This window comes from Priestia sp. YIM B13490 (assembly GCF_042787735.1).
In the GTDB taxonomy this organism is placed as follows: Bacteria; Bacillota; Bacilli; order Bacillales; family Bacillaceae_H; genus Priestia; species Priestia megaterium.
Genome location: NZ_JBHZOT010000001.1, coordinates 437,151 through 452,868 on the forward strand (window position 1 = coordinate 437,151; position 15,718 = coordinate 452,868).

Annotated in this window: 15 protein-coding genes and 1 pseudogene; all 16 read left to right on the top strand. The window is 35.8% G+C overall.

The features are described from left to right. Nucleotides 1-64: 64 nt before the first annotated feature. A complete protein-coding gene (locus ACFX4R_RS02375) occupies nucleotides 65-736 on the top strand; it encodes a DUF4867 family protein (RefSeq protein ID WP_377568594.1) in 672 nt (223 codons plus the stop codon). Nucleotides 737-792: 56 nt separating this feature from the next. Then, complete coding sequence (locus tag ACFX4R_RS02380; protein WP_377568597.1) at nucleotides 793-2,832, top strand: alpha-glucosidase; 2,040 nt, start codon at nucleotides 793-795, stop codon at nucleotides 2,830-2,832. 114 nt (nucleotides 2,833-2,946) lie between these two features. After that, on the top strand, nucleotides 2,947-4,287 hold the full coding sequence (gene sftI, locus ACFX4R_RS02385; protein ID WP_377568600.1) for a sulfoquinovose isomerase: 1,341 nt from the start codon (nucleotides 2,947-2,949) through the stop codon (nucleotides 4,285-4,287). A gap of 84 nt (nucleotides 4,288-4,371) precedes the next feature. After that, entirely contained in the window at nucleotides 4,372-5,106 is a 735-nt protein-coding gene (locus tag ACFX4R_RS02390) for a GntR family transcriptional regulator (protein WP_043980950.1), read from the top strand. A 30-nt stretch (nucleotides 5,107-5,136) separates the two neighbouring features. After that, nucleotides 5,137-6,570 carry an aldehyde dehydrogenase family protein gene (locus tag ACFX4R_RS02395; RefSeq protein WP_377568605.1) on the top strand — a complete coding sequence of 478 codons (1,434 nt, stop codon included), beginning with the start codon at nucleotides 5,137-5,139 and terminating at the stop codon, nucleotides 6,568-6,570. Nucleotides 6,571-6,661: 91 nt separating this feature from the next. After that, nucleotides 6,662-7,564: an AEC family transporter gene (locus tag ACFX4R_RS02400; protein ID WP_097823022.1), complete on the top strand. Its 903-nt coding sequence runs from the start codon at nucleotides 6,662-6,664 to the stop codon at nucleotides 7,562-7,564. Between the two features lie 526 nt (nucleotides 7,565-8,090). Then, a complete protein-coding gene (locus ACFX4R_RS02405; RefSeq protein ID WP_377568609.1) occupies nucleotides 8,091-9,287 on the top strand; it encodes a GTP-binding protein in 1,197 nt (398 codons plus the stop codon). Between the two features lie 158 nt (nucleotides 9,288-9,445). Continuing rightward, on the top strand, nucleotides 9,446-9,979 hold the full coding sequence (gene dcd, locus ACFX4R_RS02410; RefSeq protein WP_097823020.1) for a dCTP deaminase: 534 nt from the start codon (nucleotides 9,446-9,448) through the stop codon (nucleotides 9,977-9,979). Nucleotides 9,980-10,122: 143 nt separating this feature from the next. Further along, nucleotides 10,123-11,067: a CobW family GTP-binding protein gene (locus ACFX4R_RS02415; protein WP_377568614.1), complete on the top strand. Its 945-nt coding sequence runs from the start codon at nucleotides 10,123-10,125 to the stop codon at nucleotides 11,065-11,067. 143 nt (nucleotides 11,068-11,210) lie between these two features. Continuing rightward, entirely contained in the window at nucleotides 11,211-11,639 is a 429-nt protein-coding gene (gene sufU, locus ACFX4R_RS02420) for a Fe-S cluster assembly sulfur transfer protein SufU (RefSeq protein WP_377568617.1), read from the top strand. A gap of 96 nt (nucleotides 11,640-11,735) precedes the next feature. Continuing rightward, nucleotides 11,736-12,050 (top strand): PTS sugar transporter subunit IIA, encoded by a 315-nt coding sequence (locus ACFX4R_RS02425; RefSeq protein ID WP_318331468.1) that lies wholly within the window; start codon nucleotides 11,736-11,738, stop codon nucleotides 12,048-12,050. Between the two features lie 497 nt (nucleotides 12,051-12,547). After that, a complete protein-coding gene (locus ACFX4R_RS02430) occupies nucleotides 12,548-13,060 on the top strand; it encodes a MepB family protein (protein WP_377568621.1) in 513 nt (170 codons plus the stop codon). A 344-nt stretch (nucleotides 13,061-13,404) separates the two neighbouring features. After that, nucleotides 13,405-13,997, top strand: a pseudogene (locus ACFX4R_RS02435) (YdeI/OmpD-associated family protein). Between the two features lie 141 nt (nucleotides 13,998-14,138). Beyond that, nucleotides 14,139-14,510 carry an iron chaperone gene (locus ACFX4R_RS02440; protein ID WP_377568624.1) on the top strand — a complete coding sequence of 124 codons (372 nt, stop codon included), beginning with the start codon at nucleotides 14,139-14,141 and terminating at the stop codon, nucleotides 14,508-14,510. Between the two features lie 40 nt (nucleotides 14,511-14,550). Then, complete coding sequence (locus ACFX4R_RS02445) at nucleotides 14,551-15,258, top strand: DNA alkylation repair protein (RefSeq protein WP_377568627.1); 708 nt, start codon at nucleotides 14,551-14,553, stop codon at nucleotides 15,256-15,258. A 162-nt stretch (nucleotides 15,259-15,420) separates the two neighbouring features. Beyond that, entirely contained in the window at nucleotides 15,421-15,714 is a 294-nt protein-coding gene (locus ACFX4R_RS02450; RefSeq protein WP_377568630.1) for an RNA polymerase alpha subunit C-terminal domain-containing protein, read from the top strand. Nucleotides 15,715-15,718: the final 4 nt, after the last annotated feature.

Here is a 15,718-nt window from a genome sequence, read left to right on the forward strand (position 1 = left end):
GCCTCTTAGAATCTTATTATCTTCTTTGAGGGGCTTTTTACATAGAAAAGGAGAGAAGAAAACGTTGAGCAGCTTTGAATACATGAAAGACTTAAACAAACATGTGCCTTTCTATCATATAGAGGACAGCAAATTTAAACCTTATGGAAAGGCAGTAAACGAATATGACTTCAGTGAACTAGAAACATATATGGATAGTTTAGCTATTCCTCAAGATCAGAATGTATATGTAGCATCCGTCATGGAGATGGAAAATACCATTATTAAGAACCAACTTCAAGAAGCTTTTTATGGTGATATGCCTATTCAAATTGGATATTGTAATGGTCCTAATTCAACCTTAAATGGCCTTGAGTATCATAAAAGCAGTGAAATCAACATCGCTATAACAGATATGGTTCTTTTATTAGGAAAGGTACAAGACGTCGAGGATAACTTTTTTAATTCAAATGATGTAATCGCTTTCTTCATACCTAAAGGAACAGCAGTTGAGTTATATAGTACGACATTACATTTTGCTCCTTGTAAGGTAAATAATGAAGGATTTAAAACAATCGTTATTTTACCTAAAGGAACAAATGATCCGTTATTGTCTAATATTCAAAAAAGAACAAAAGAAGATGAGTTATTGTTTATGAAAAATAAATGGTTAATTGCCCATCCTGAAAGAGAGCAATTAATCAATAAAGGTGCACATCCAGGTATAAAAGGAGAAAATATTAAAGTTTATCAATAGAGCGTATGAATGTTAGACAAAAGACTAAGCTCTATTAATTGATGGGAGAGATAAAAATGTCAGGTACCTTAAACATAACTAAAGGGGTAAATGTGGAGATCTTACAAGATGGATTTGAAGTTGCTCTTAACGGTGTGGTTCTACTTCATCATACCATACAAAAACCAATGCTGTTTGTTGGTTATGGAGAAGAAACGATTGAAATGTATAGAGGTAACTTTGATATTAAAGATTACGTTACTGAACGTACAGCTCTTCGCTACGCAACTGTTGAAGAAATAGAAGGGGCATATAAAATAGATTTCTCCAACTATAAAAATGGAGATAACATGCTGTCTCTTATAGTTAAAGAAGAAGAGAATCGGCTAAAAGTAGAATATCAAAAACACGATGCGAACATTAACCGCTTTTGGTTACGAGTAGCTGCAGATAAACAAGAGAAAGTATATGGATGCGGAGAACAACTTTCTCATTTTAATATGAGAGGAAAAAGCTTTCCTTTATGGACATCTGAGCCGGGCGTAGGAAGAAACAAACAAACATATGTAACATGGCAAGCTGATGTAGTTGATAAGGCTGGAGGAGATTATTATAATACCAACTTTCCTCAGCCTACATATGTATCTAGTAAAAAGTACTATTGTCATGTTGAAACAACGGCATACGCGGACTTTGACTTTCGCAATGAGACATTCCATGAACTGCAGGTTTGGGAAGTACCTAAATATATGCTGTTTGAAACGGCGGATACGTACCTTGAATTAGTTGAAAAAATTACAGGTTTATTCGGAAGACAGCCCGAGCTACCAGACTGGGTATATAACGGCGTGGTTTTAGGTATTCAAGGTGGTACAGATGTTGTTGAACAAAAATTAGAAAAAGTTTTAGCAAAAGGTATGAAGGTATCTGGAGTATGGTGCCAAGATTGGCAGGGCAAACGTATTACTTCTTTTGGTAAACGTTTAATGTGGAATTGGAAATGGAACGAGAGTGAATACCCAGATTTAGATAAAAAAATTGCAGAGTGGAAAGAAAATGACATTCGTTTTCTAGGTTACATTAATCCCTATGTAGCCATTGAAGGTGATTTATATAAGGAAGCTGAAGATAAAGGATACTTAGCATTAAATACGGAAGGAAATACGTATTTAGTGGATTTCGGTGAATTTTATTGTGGAGTTGTTGATTTTACCAACGAAGAGGCTACTAAATGGTATAAACAAGTTATTAAAGAGAATATGATTGATTTTGGATTAGACGGATGGATGGCCGACTTTGGCGAATATTTGCCAACGGATGTTGTGCTCAAAAACGGAATCGACGCTAAAATCATGCACAATGCTTGGCCAACGATGTGGGCAAAAGTAAACTATGAAGCGGTATCAGAAGCAGGCAAACTTGGTGAGATTGTATACTTTATGCGTGCCGGATATACGGGCATACAAAAATACTGTACGCTTCTTTGGGGCGGAGATCAAAGCGTAGATTGGTCGCTAGATGATGGTTTGGCTTCCGTTATTCCTGCAGCTTTATCATCAGGAATGATTGGTTGCGGCTTACACCATAGCGATATTGGAGGCTATACAAGTTTACATGGCAATAAACGTTCGAAAGAGCTGCTGATGAGGTGGGCAGAAATGGGAGCCTTCACGCCTATGATGAGAACACATGAAGGAAATCGTCCGGATGATTGTTTCCAGTTTGACGGTGATGAAGAAGCACTAGAACATTTAGCAAGAATGTCTAATGTTTATGTAACGATGGCACCTTATATTAAATCGCTTGTAGAAGAAAATGCTCGACGAGGAATTCCTGTTCAGCGACCTTTGTTTATGCACTATGAAGAAGATGAAAAAACATATGATATTCAATACCAATATTTATTTGGTGAAGATGTACTTGTTGCTCCCGTTCACCAAGAAAACCAAACAGAGTGGGAAGTATATTTACCAGAAGATCAGTGGGTCCATGTATGGAGTGGTGAAGAGTATACAGGAGGATCTATTACTGTTCAGGCGCCATTAGGTTATCCACCTGTATTTTACCGCAAAAAATCGATTTGGAGTGAGTTGTTTTCTAAACTAATTCACATCTAATTTAAAAGCTATTTATATAAGAAATGTAGTCAAACGGAAAATTAGTGTTGATAAAGGTAATGATGTATTTTAAAATGGTTATAACAAATAGTTTTACGACAAGGGGAACTCTATATGCAAAACACGACAGTTTTATATGTGCCTATAGGTAGAAAAACATTTGATATTGAAGCAGCTGAAATTTATCGTCAAAAAAGTATGGAGTGGCTGAAAGGTAACTGCAGTACTGTGATTGCGCCGGAGCAAATTGTAACTTCAGTTGAAGAACTACAGGGATTTCTTGATTCAATTAAAGGGAATAAGGTTGATACCGTTTTATATCAAAGCGTTACGTTTGCTGACGGTGAATTTATGGTTAAGATATTGGAGTATTTTAAACAGCCTGTAATTGTTTGGTCAGTACGTGAGCCAAGCGTAGGTGGACGTTTACGTTTAAACTCGCTAACAGGTGGAAATAGCACCAGTAACGTGCTGCGCAATCATCAGCATCCGTTTGCGTTTGTATTCGGAAATCCAGATGAGAAAGCTTTGCAGGATCGTCTATTAAGACAAATTAACGTTATGCGCGTGTTAAAAGCATTAAATGAATTAAAAATTGGGGTAGTGGGAGAGTATCCACCAGGATTCTTTTTCTCAGCAGCTAACGAAGATGAATTAAAAAACGCACTTGGCGTAACTCTTCATAAGATGGATTTACAAGAAGCGTTTAAAGAGTGCGTAAAGCTTCCAGAACAAGAGTGGATAGGGGAAGTTGAGCGGGCAGAAAAGCAGGTGATTGGTCTAAATCGAAATGATGAAACGGTTACTAAATTTGCTCAATTTTCCACATATATTAAAAAGCACATTCAACGTGAAGAGTTAGATGCACTAGCCATGCGATGCTGGCCCGATTTCTTTAATGATTTAGGAGCTGCTCCATGCTCAACGCTGTCTCAGTTTACGGAAGACGGAATGGTGACATCTTGTGAGTCTGATATTCACGGATCAATCTCCATGTTTATCCTGCGTGAGTTAGCAGGTGGAAATGCACCTTACCTTGGAGATTTGGTTCACATAGACGAAGAAAAAAACTCGGTTGTTTTTTGGCACTGCGGTGCAGGAGCATATTCACTTGCCAATCCTTCTACCGGAGCAACAGCAGGGGTACATCCTAACAGAAAAATTGGTTTTGCAATGGATTTTGGATTAAAAGCAGGAGAAGTAACGATTTTCAGGGTAAGTCATACGCCTGATGGGTATCGCCTTCTAGTGATGAAAGGTAATGCATTAGATGTAGAGCAGCCTTTTACAGGTACATCTGTAGAAGTGGAACTGGCGACGAATGCATCAGACACACTTTATGAACTTATGCACGCGGGGTATGAACCTCATTTTGCACTAGTGTATGGTGATGTCACAGAACATCTAATTGAACTAGGACGTATGCTTAATCTAGAAACAAAGGTCTATATCTAAGAAAATCGTACTTCTCTGCTACAGTAAAAGTTAGCCAATACTATATAATAATACCAAACGCTAACTTAAAAGGAGTTTGAGAACATGAAAGATACAATCGGTTCTAATAAAAATATCGCGCTTTATCTTCAAGTAAAAGATGTCTTAATTAAACGTATACAAGAGAAAGTTTGGAAGCCCAATACGTTAATTCCAACAGAACAAGAATTAATGCAAGAATTCGATGTAAGCCGTACTACCTTAAGACAAGCTATTTCTATGTTAGTACAGGATGGACTGCTGGAAAAAAAACAAGGCAGGGGGACAATCGTAAAGCCTCAGCCACTTATCGGCGGCAGCTTAGGCAAGCTTAAAGGGCTAGCAGAAGAAGTAGCGGAAAAAGGATTAACACCGAATTCAAAGCTCATTCGTACTGATTTTAAAAAAGATTTATATTATGAAACCTCCATGCTGGAATTGGATGCTGGAGAAGAGGTTTTAGTTATTGAACGAATTCGTTTTGCCGATGAGGTGCCTATTGCGATTGAACGTTCTTGCTGGCCTCTGCATATTGGGAAAATACTAGTTGAACAAGATTTAAATAGTGCAAAATTTTATGAAGTACTAGAAGAGAATGAAATCTTTTTAAAACGAGCTAAAGAGAAGGTATCTGCTATTAATGCAACGATTTATGAAGCAGATCTGTTAGGCATACGGGGCGGAGAAGCTTTACTTGAAATGACACGAGTAAGTTATGGTTTTGATGATAAGCCACTCGAATTTACGGTAACAAAATATCGCAGTGATAAATATCATTACAATATTGAGCTTACAAGATAAAACGCTAATACAATTGGGGATGTGGAGATAATGACAAGTTTAACTCAAGTCAAACAATATGGTTTATATGTAAACGGGGAATGGGAAACAACAGCAGAAAAAATGGAAGTCTTAAATAAATATACGCAGCAGCCTGCAGCTGAAATCTCAGTGGCAACAAAACACGATGTAAATAAAGCTGTGGCCAGCGCGAAAGACGCATTAAAAAACACTTTTTCACCATATGAACGCTACGAGGTATTAATGAAAGCAGCTGAGCTACTGCTAAGCCGCCAAGAAGAATTTGCTGAAATTTTGGCTATTGAAGTTGGAAAGTCTATTCGTGAATCTCGCGGAGAAGTTGAGCGTGCGGCTACAACTTTACAAATTTCAGCGGAAGAGGCAAAGCGTATTCATGGAGAAGGTGTACCTGTTGAATCGGCTCAAGGCTCGGAGAATCGTATGGCTTTTACAGTAAAAGTCCCAGTTGGCGTTGTTGCAGCTATCACACCGTTTAATGTACCTATCAATCTAGTTTGTCATAAACTCGGACCGGCACTTGCAGCTGGGAACAGTGTAGTATTAAAACCTGCTGAAGTCACTCCAATTTGTGCTCTCAAGCTCGCTGAATTAATGGAAGAAGCAGGACTGCCAAAGGGGCGCCTTCAAGTATTGACTGGAGATGGGGCAGAAATTGGTGAATGGTTATTAGAAAACCAGGATGTTAATATGTTTACTTTTACAGGAAGCCCAAGAGTAGGAGAGCTCATTCAATCTAAGGCAGGTTTGCGTAAAGTTTCACTTGAACTAGGAAATAATTCGGCTACTATCGTACATAAAGACGCTGATTTAGAAAAAGCTGCATCTTTAATTTCTCAAAAAAGCTTTAATAATGCGGGACAAGTTTGTATTTCAGTTCAACGAATTTATGTTCATACGAATATTTATACTGCATTTGTTAATAAGCTAAAAGAAAAAACAGAAAAGCTAGTAGTCGGTAATCCAATGGATGAGCAAACGGATATTGGACCGATGATTCGTCTCAAAGAAGCAGAACGAGTGGAAGAATGGGTAAAAGAAGCGGTAGAAGAAGGGGCAAAAATTGAACTAGGAGGAAAGCGTGATGGTGCTTTCTATCTTCCTACAATTTTGACCAATGTAAATGACGATATGAAAGTTTGTCGTCAAGAAGTATTCGGGCCAGTAGTAGCTATTGCTCGATATGATGAGATTGATGAAGTGATTTCAAAGGTAAATGATTCTGACTATGGGTTGCAGGCAGGCCTTTTTACGAACGACTTACAGTTTGCTATGAAGGCAGCTCGTGAAATCGAAGTAGGCGGATTAATTGTAAATGATGCTTCAGCGTATCGTGTCGATCATATGCCATATGGCGGTGTGAAAAAGAGCGGTAACGGAAAAGAAGGACCGAAATATGCAATTGAAGAAATGACTGAAGAACGTATCATTGTTCTAAATTTATAATTTATTAGTTTAAATGAAAGACCTAGATTTTTAATTTTCTAGGTCTTTCATTTGGAAAATAACAAAGAAAAAATGACGAAGGTGAACAAACATGGAGTTCCTAACAATCCTTCTTCCTATTTTCGGGATTTTTGCACTTGGATTTATTGGACAAAAGAAAATAGGATTTGATACAAAAACGATTTCAACAATGGCACTTTATTTGATGTCTCCAGTTCTCGTGTTCAAAACATTTTACACAACCAAATTTACGATTGATTACTTATATCTTACGTTATACACATTCGCACTTTGCTTTGCATTAATTGTTGTCGTCTATATTATTGCTTATTTTCAGCGATATTCTACTTCAGAAACCTGTGGAATGATATTAGCGTCCTCATTTATGAATAATGGAAACTACGGTACACCTGTTGTTTTATTACTTTTCGGCGTTACAGGCTTAGACTCTGCCATCATTCTAATGGTGATACAGCAACTGGTCATGTGTACAGTTGGAGTTTATTATGCCGCTAAAGGGAGTCCACAAGGAAATGGTATAAAATCAGCCGTTGACGCAGTCCGACGGATACCAATTGTATATGGGGGACTTTTAGGAGCTATATTTCAGTTTCTTCATATTCCATTAAGCAACTCTGTAAAAGAAGCGGTTGATTTAGTAGCCGGTGCAGCTATTCCTACCATCATGATTGTACTTGGCATGCAGCTTGCTAAAATATCAGTTAGAAATTTAGCTAAAGCCAAAGTTTCATGGTCATTAGCTATTAAACTTGTTATTTCACCGTTTATTGCCTATATACTAACACTTCTGCTACCTGTGGATGAGATGGTGAAACAAATTATGATTATTATGGCTGCTATGCCCACAGCTGCTAATACAACTATGTACGCGCTTCAATTTAATACAGAGCCGGAGTTTGTATCAAGTGCAACGTTAATTAGTACCTCTCTAAGCCTTGCTACATTACCTATCATTTTTCTAATTGTTTTATAAAATGACACAGAAAAACGTTCGAATATAGGTTGAAAAATAATTTTATTATATGACTTTAAAAGGAGTAGTCAACGTGAATTCTCCTCATAACGCAGTTTTAAAAAGATATTTAAAATTTATTTTCTATTTTAGCTTTGTGTTCTTCTTATACTTCTACTTCACATACAGTTTTCAACACTACCTGACGAAATATTTGTTTCTTAATTGTTTACTGACAGGGATATCTTTTCTCATTCGAAATTTAAGAGGTTATACGGAAAAACTGTAAAGGCATCGGTAAAGGAAAAAACTTATTAAAAGGACCTATGGATTCTTTTAATAAGTTTTTTTTGGGTCTTAGTATTGTCCTTGAGTATATCTATACAGCGGAGGGGCTCCAATCACTAGTGAATAAAAAGAGCGCCTTACAGCTCATATAAAAATACAAGAGAAATAAATAACAATTTTACTAAATTTCTTGCTTTCATCTAATCTACATAGTATATTTAAATCGTAATGATTACGATTTATGTATAGGAGTGTTCCAATGAAGAAAATACCTGTTACCGTTTTAAGTGGCTATTTAGGCTCTGGAAAAACTACATTATTAAATCATATTTTAAAGAATCGACAAGGATTAAGAGTAGCAGTCATTGTAAATGACATGAGTGAAGTTAATATTGATGCTGAATTAGTAAAGCAGGGTGGAGATTTATCTCGAACTGAAGAAAAGCTTGTTGAAATGTCAAACGGATGTATTTGCTGTACTTTAAGAGAAGATCTTCTGATTGAAGTAGAGAAATTAGCTAAAAGAGGAAATATTGATTATATAGTAATTGAGTCTACAGGCATAAGTGAACCCGTTCCTGTAGCACAAACGTTTTCATATATCGATGAAGAAGTAGGAATCGATTTAACTCAATTCTGTAAACTTGATACGATGGTGACGGTTGTAGATGCAAATCGCTTTTGGAAAGATTTCGAGTCAGGAGATTCTTTACTTGATCGTAAAGAAGCGTTAGGAGAAGAGGATACAAGGGAAATAGCAGACCTATTAATTGATCAAATTGAATTTTGTGATGTGCTGATTTTAAACAAATGTGACCTCGTAACAGAAGATGAACTGCTGAAATTAGAGAACGTACTAAAAACATTACAACCTAGTGCTAAAATTATTCGTGCTATTCATTCACAAGTTGAGTTAGGAGAAATTTTAAATACGAACTTATTTGATTTCGATAAAGCGAGCGCTTCGGCTGGCTGGATAAAGGAACTCGATGAAGGCCATCATGCGCATACACCTGAAACAGAGGAATATGGAATTAGTTCTTTTGTCTATGACATAAAAAGGCCTTTTCATTCAGAACGCTTTACTGAATGGGTTTATTCAATGCCAAAGCAAATAGTGAGAGCTAAAGGGATTGCATGGTGCGCTAGCAGAAATAACGTAGCGCTTTTAATGTCTCAAGCTGGACCATCTGTAAGTATTGAGCCTATTTCTTATTGGGTTGCCTCCTTGCCAAGAAACCAACAAGAGCAAATTATTAAACAAAATCCGCATTTATTGGATGAATGGGATGATCAGTTTGGTGACCGTCATACCAAATTAGTATTTATCGGTGTGGATTTAGAACAAGATAAAATTGAAAAGGAATTAGATCAATGTCTTCTAACGGAGGAAGAGCTGGAAGAGGATTGGAGTAAGTTTACAGATTCCTTCACTTGGAATTTACAACAGGCGTAGTAGAAAATATCTTATCTCATTTGTGGCTTCTAAAATGTCAAAAGGTTTGATTTATACTGCAATCAAAGGAAGCAGGTTAGTACTTTTTAACCTGCTTATTCCTCATAAGGTGTAATGATTGGTTTTTTATAATAAAACGTAAAGAAAGCGAGAATATAATGATTTTATCTGATAAAACTATCGAGCAAAAAATAAAAGACAAACAATTACATATTGAACCGTTAAAAGATAATCAAATTCAACCTGCTTCAGTGGATTTAAGAATAGGATCTAGCTATTTAAAGGTTAAAGAGCATCAAGTAGGTGTCATGTCTTTACACCAAGAAATTAAATATGAACACCTAAAAAGTGATGAAATAATTATTCCCCCGCATTCTTTCTTGCTGGCAACTACATTGGAGTATATTAAGCTTCCCAACAATCTAACTGCTTTTGTAGAAGGCAGAAGCTCTATAGGCAGAATGGGGTTGTTTATACAAAATGCCGGCTGGGTAGATCCAGGGTTTGAAGGACAAATTACTCTTGAACTATATAATGCTAACCGCCTGCCCATAAGGTTAATTAAAGGATGGAGAATTTGCCAATTAGTATTTGCTCAAATGGATCAATCCACTATTAATCCTTACAGAGGAAAATATCAAGGACAAAAGAATGCTACAGGAAGTAGAATTTTCTTAGATGAGGGTAGATAGGGGAATTAAGACTAATAGACGAATTCCGGTATGGTGTGAAATAACAGAGTATAACAAAAGATATATGGAAACTAAAAGTAAACGCTCGGGTCATATGAAAGAAACGAAATATTGAATATAAAAGAAGAAATGAGTGAAGATAGGTGAAACAAATTGAAATATATATACTTGGTGGCTTTTTAGGGAGTGGAAAAACGACCTTATTACAAACTATTTTAAAGCAAGAGAAAAAACGAAAGAAAAAAGTGGCTGTTTTATTAAATGAAATAGGAGAGCACTCTGTTGATACAGATATTATTGGAAGAGAAACGCCGTTCAGAGAGCTTTTAAATGGCTGTATTTGCTGCACGATGAAGGATCAATTAGAACTGCAGCTATTATCTATCTATCAACAGCATCAGCCAGATGTTATTTACATAGAAACAACGGGAGTCGCACACCCTTTAGAAGTTTTAGACGCTTGTTTATCCCCTGTTATTGCGCCATATATTGATGTTAAGTCTATTATTAGCGTCATTGATTTAAGCAGATGGAAAGATCGTAAGGAATTGAATAATTCAATTCAAAAGCTGCTTGTAGAACAAATAAAATATAGTGATCATTTAATCTTAAATAAAAGTGATTTAGTGACCAAAGAAGATCAATTATTTCTACAAGAGGAAATAAGAGAGATAAATGCTAAGGCTCAAATGAGCAGAACAACATATGGGAATATTTCATCCCTAGAAGAAATTAATCATTCCTTTCATTCCTCTGTTGATAGTCATACTGAACTACACGTTCATCACCATCTGCATATCCAAACGATGACTTATCAATTTGAAGGTAAAGTTATAAAAGAAGAATTTGAAAAATGGATAAAAGAACTGCCAGGTACTATTTATCGAATAAAAGGTTTCTTAAAGTTTGTGGGGAGCGAAGAAGATACTTATTTATTTCAATATTCATATGGAATGCCGTACTCTTTTCCACAAAAAAAATTCTTTCCAAACAATCTCGTCTTTATTGGTGAAAAATTTGATATAGAAAGACTAAACAAAGAGTTAAAAAGCTTAGAAGAAAGCGCGAAGCAAAAAAGTTTTTTGTAAAAAAAGACGCAATCTTCGCAATTTATCTATTGGATAAGGGGGATAGGTTATTTGATGCTGATTAAAGTAGAAGAAAATGTGTAAGAAAAGCCTCGATTTTTTATCAGTAAATCGTTTTCTTTATAAGCATAAGGGGGAAATAAATGAACCTAGATCATTTATACAAGCATGTAATAATGGATCATGCGAAAAATAGAAGAAACCACAGATCGATAGAATTCCACACTCATAAAGTACATTATAAAAATCCTACTTGTGGAGATATCATGATAATGTATGCAGTCATTAAAGGCGATAGAGTGCATGATATATCTTTTATAGGAGAAGGTTGTTTTATTAGTATGGCTTCTTCATCGATGTTTACAACGATAGCAAAAGACAAAAAAGTAGAAGAAATAAAGGATATTTCTACCCTTATAAAAAATATGATTGTACGTGGAAGTGAAGTAGAAGATCCTCAAATACAAGATGCGATTAGTTTAAGAGATATTTATAAGCTGCCTTCAAGACATAATTGTGCGTTAATGCCCTGGCAAGCATTTGATAAATTATTAAAAATGAAACAAGAATAACAAATTAAGTAAGAAGTAAAAAAATTATGCAGCTCCACTCTGGACAAATCCTCTCAACAGTCATTGTAAGACCTTAATTAAATGGTGTCGTTCTATGTGTTGCCTCGTGCAAAAGAAATATATGCACCTATCGCAGGAGCAATCGATTCTATTTTTCCAACTAAACATGCCTTTACAATGAAAACTGACAGTGGAATTAGCATTTTGGTTCATATTGGTACCGACATAGTACAGCTAGAGCGCACTCCTTTTGAACTCAGTGCTAATGAAGAAGACTATGTGAAACCAGGTGATCTACTAGGTACTGCTGATTTTGATTATATAAAAGACAAGGGTAAGGGAATAGAAGTGTATGTGGTTTTTCCAGAACTTGATGATTCAAAAGAATTAACGCTGATTAAAAGGGGATAGAGTTAGGGTGTTTATCTAGTTGTAGACAACTTTTATGAATATTTATTAGAAGAGATTAACAATGCTATTGAAAATGATTGGTGGGAAGAGGGCTAATTTTAAGGTTTATTTTTCACTATAGAATTAACTCTTATTTGAGATACTCTAATAAGAGTTAGTTAGAGAAGAGTCATCAACACGGACCAGATCAGGTATAACCATACTGTGATTATTAGGGGTATTATGTTTAACACACAACATATATCCCCTTTTTTCGTACATATTGAAATAACAAACAAGATTAGAATAAATTAAATTATATGTACAATCTTAAATATATAAATATATTAGAAGGATATAAGTATATGAGGGGTCAAGACATGGATAGCTTTACTATACCACTAGTATTGAAATACTTAAGGTAATTTAGAAGGCATTCAGAAAAAAGTAATATAAACCACTTACTATTGACTAAAGAAGCATTGAGTCTAGGACTGTAAATATAAGGAGTGAAAATAATGAATGAATTTCATCAGGCGTTAACCTATGTAAATGAGAACTTTTATGAACCCAATCACTTCGTTATAAAAGCTATTCGAGAAGAAGCTCAAAATTCAGATTATGGCGCTGGTACCTTTCAGTTAAATTCAAAATCTGTACGATTTAGGGTGGCGAAAACTACCCCTAACAAGGTAGGGCAGTTTGTATCCTTTTGGGAAAAAGATGCGACTTATAAAAACCAGGCCTTTTCGTATGTAAAAGCTACCGATCTATTAGTTATTAATACCTTCACTAGTACAAATAGATTTGGACAGTTCATTTTTCCAAAAGAAGTTCTTTTAAAACAAAAAATCCTTAAAACCGAGACCACAAAAGGTAAAATGGCTATTAGAGTGTATCCAATATGGGATAAACCAACTAGCACACAAGCTATGGAAACACAAAAATGGCAATTAGAATATTTTGTTGAACCGAATAATTTGTCCCGCCAAAAATTCTTAAAACTGTACTCCCAGAGTGGTATAGATTGAAGCCCTATATACAAATAAACAAGTCTACCTTACATATTATAAGCAGGATCAATGCGTAACAGAGACAGGATTCATTCGGTTTGTTGGTTCTCTTAGTAATTTATTTATCTTCATAGATGACATATGTAAATTAAAGAATAAAATGCGGTTAAATAAACTAATTGATGTTCGCTTTGTATAGTGAGCGAACCTATTTGAAATGTTTATAATTTTAATAACTATCAAGTCAATTGTAGAAGGGCATTTCCTATATTTGAAGAATAGTAACACCATTAAATGAATTAAAGGTTGCCTGTATGGCTGCTAGAGCCACAGATTAAAAAATTGAATAGGAGTGTTCTTTAATGACAAATAGTAACATGAATCCTAAGGTCGATGAATTTTTAAGTGAAGCTAAAAAGTGGAAAGAAGAATATGAGACGTTAAGAAAGATTGTTCTTGACTGTGAGTTGACCGAAGATTATAAATGGATGAACCCTTGTTATACGTTTGAGAAAAAAACATTGTTTTAATACATGGGTTTAAGGAATACTGTGCGTTGCTGTTTCCTAAAGGTTCTCTGTTACAAGATTCTCATGGTATTCTAATCCAGCAAACGGAGAATGTACAAGGGGCGCGACAAATTCGGTTTACCAATGTACAAGAAATAGCTGAAAAGGAAGCCATCTTAAAAGCTTATATTTATGAGGCCGTCGAGGTGGAAAAAGCCGGATTAAAAGTCAAAGCTAAAAAGCCTGAAGAACTCGTTATTCCTGAAGAGCTACAGCATAAATTTGATGAAATACCTGCTCTAAAAGATGCTTTTACTACATTGACTCCAGGACGGCAAAGAGCATATATTCTTCATTTTTCTGCGGCCAAGCAATCTAAGACTCGAGAATCAAGGATTGAAAAATGCATTCCGAACATTCTTAATGGAAAAGGATTAAATGATTAGTACATTTTATTTAAAACATGGCCAATATAAATTGTTAATGTATTTGAGTCAAAAGTGAAACAAGGTTAAGTGAACTGACTGATGTTCCATTTGTATAAAAGTAGAGTAAATTAAAAAAATTTTATTTGAGGAGAAAATGCTATGGAAGTTTTTGCAGAATATTTAGCGCGTATAGATAGCCCTGACCACCGTGACCGAACAGAGGAGGTTTTGGCTTGGATTGCTAATACTTTCCCGAATTTGGAACCACAAATCAAATGGAATACGCCAATGTTTACTGATCGTGGAACATTCATCATCGGCTTTGCCTCAGCGAAACATCATTTGAGCGTTTCACCTGAAGAAACAGGCATCGTGCACTTTAATAATGACATTGCTCAGGCTGGATACAGCGCTACCAAAGGCTTGTTTCGAATTCTATGGACTGAGCCAGTAAACTATGAATTACTTAAAAAAATAATTGAGTTTAATATTTTAGATAAGAAAGACTGTTCAACTTTTTGGCGGAAATGAAAAGCAGATTATGAACGGAGAAGAAGGAGGGTACAGAACGGTGGATTTTGAAATGGTTATGAAAGAACTTGAAGCGCTTGGTACGGAACGAATTAAAAAGACTTATATAAACAATGGTGCACACGATCCGCTTTTTGGAGTGGCAACAGGAAAAATGAAGCCGATTGCAAAGAAAATCAAGAAAAATCAGGCTTTGGCTGAGCAGCTTTACGCTTCTGGCAATTATGACGCTATGTATTTTGCTGGTATCATTGCAGACCCAACAGAGATGACTGCGGAGGATTTTGAGCGTTGGATTGATAAAGCGTATTTTTACATGCTATCTGATTATGTAGTTGCAGTAACTTTGTCAGAAACCGATTTTGCGCAAGTTGTTGCTGATAAATGGGTGGCAAGCGATGAAGAACTTAAAATGTCGGCAGGTTGGAGTTGCTACTGTTGGCTTTTGGGTAATCGTCCTGACCATGAATTTAGCACAAGCAAGATTGCCGATATGCTTAATCAAGTAGAAAATACAATTCACGATTCTCCAGATCGAACGAAATCGGCTATGAATAATTTTATCTATACAGTCGGTGTTTCATATTTGCCACTTCATGAGAAGGCGCTTGAAACTGCAAAGGCAGTAGGTCCAGTCGAAGTTAAGAAGGATAAGAAAAAAAGTAGTATTCTTCTTGCTTCTGAAAACATTCAAAAGGATATAGATAGAGGACGAATTGGTTTCAAACGTAAACATGTAAGGTGTTAGCATGATTTGTAATGGAGCTACACTATCTGAAACGAGACTAACAAGCATTTAATAATAATTAGCTTACTATACGCATGGTGTTCTGTTTCTCCATAAATTATCCATTGAAGAAGTGGCAGGGGATAAAAGCTGAAAAACTCTTGAGAAAAGGAGAGATTAAAAATGAAAACTCAAAAGGGAAATCTAAGAATCTGTCATAAAGGACACAAATATTATAAAAGCAGTAACTGTCCGACCTGCCCAACCTGTGAGCAAGAACGCAAACCTGACAATGGATTTCTCTCCATGCTATCAGCACCAGCAAGACGAGCATTGGAAAGCAACGGGATAACTTCTTTGCAGCAGCTATCAACATTTAGTGAAAAAGAGATATTACAATTTCATGGTATGGGGCCGGCTTCTTTACCTAAACTTAGAACAGCTTTGCAGGCCAATGGGTTAGCCTTTGAAAATTAAATAT

Coding starts and splice junctions, on each gene's coding strand:
- ACFX4R_RS02380 (WP_377568597.1), top strand. CDS start 793: ATGTCAGGTACCTTAAACATAACTAAAGGGGTAAATGTGGAGATCTTA.
- sftI (WP_377568600.1), top strand. CDS start 2,947: ATGCAAAACACGACAGTTTTATATGTGCCTATAGGTAGAAAAACATTT.
- ACFX4R_RS02390 (WP_043980950.1), top strand. CDS start 4,372: ATGAAAGATACAATCGGTTCTAATAAAAATATCGCGCTTTATCTTCAA.
- ACFX4R_RS02395 (WP_377568605.1), top strand. CDS start 5,137: ATGACAAGTTTAACTCAAGTCAAACAATATGGTTTATATGTAAACGGG.
- ACFX4R_RS02400 (WP_097823022.1), top strand. CDS start 6,662: ATGGAGTTCCTAACAATCCTTCTTCCTATTTTCGGGATTTTTGCACTT.
- ACFX4R_RS02405 (WP_377568609.1), top strand. CDS start 8,091: ATGAAGAAAATACCTGTTACCGTTTTAAGTGGCTATTTAGGCTCTGGA.
- dcd (WP_097823020.1), top strand. CDS start 9,446: ATGATTTTATCTGATAAAACTATCGAGCAAAAAATAAAAGACAAACAA.
- sufU (WP_377568617.1), top strand. CDS start 11,211: ATGAACCTAGATCATTTATACAAGCATGTAATAATGGATCATGCGAAA.
- ACFX4R_RS02430 (WP_377568621.1), top strand. CDS start 12,548: ATGAATGAATTTCATCAGGCGTTAACCTATGTAAATGAGAACTTTTAT.
- ACFX4R_RS02440 (WP_377568624.1), top strand. CDS start 14,139: ATGGAAGTTTTTGCAGAATATTTAGCGCGTATAGATAGCCCTGACCAC.
- ACFX4R_RS02450 (WP_377568630.1), top strand. CDS start 15,421: ATGAAAACTCAAAAGGGAAATCTAAGAATCTGTCATAAAGGACACAAA.